The sequence below is a fragment of the Virgibacillus sp. 7505 genome, from assembly GCF_002272135.1.
Taxonomy (GTDB): Bacteria; Bacillota; Bacilli; order Bacillales; family Amphibacillaceae; genus Terribacillus.
This window is the reverse complement of sequence record NZ_NPBF01000461.1, coordinates 1-213: the sequence shown is the minus strand read 5'-3', so window position 1 is coordinate 213 and position 213 is coordinate 1. Positions and strand designations below refer to the sequence as shown.

The following is a 213-nucleotide window of genomic DNA, read 5'->3' as shown; positions in this document are numbered from 1 at the left end:
GTCCACATTGCCAGAGCCGTTGACATTTAAGTAATCAGCAGAAACCCAACCTGTACGGTTGCCCGCTTTAACTTGGTACCAACCACCTTGCTTTTTGAGCAACTCAACTTTCTGTCCTTTGGCAAGAGTAGTGATGATGCTATGGTTTGTACCTGCACCAGAACGCAAGTTAAGGCGTGCCGTTGTTGTGGCAGAGCCGATAGAAGGAGCATT

Annotated in this window: 1 protein-coding gene; it reads right to left on the bottom strand. The window is 47.9% G+C overall.

Annotated elements, in window-relative coordinates:
- The coding region (locus tag CHH91_RS19795) for an SH3 domain-containing protein (RefSeq protein WP_141234287.1) at nucleotides 1–213 on the bottom strand (213 nt) is incomplete at both ends.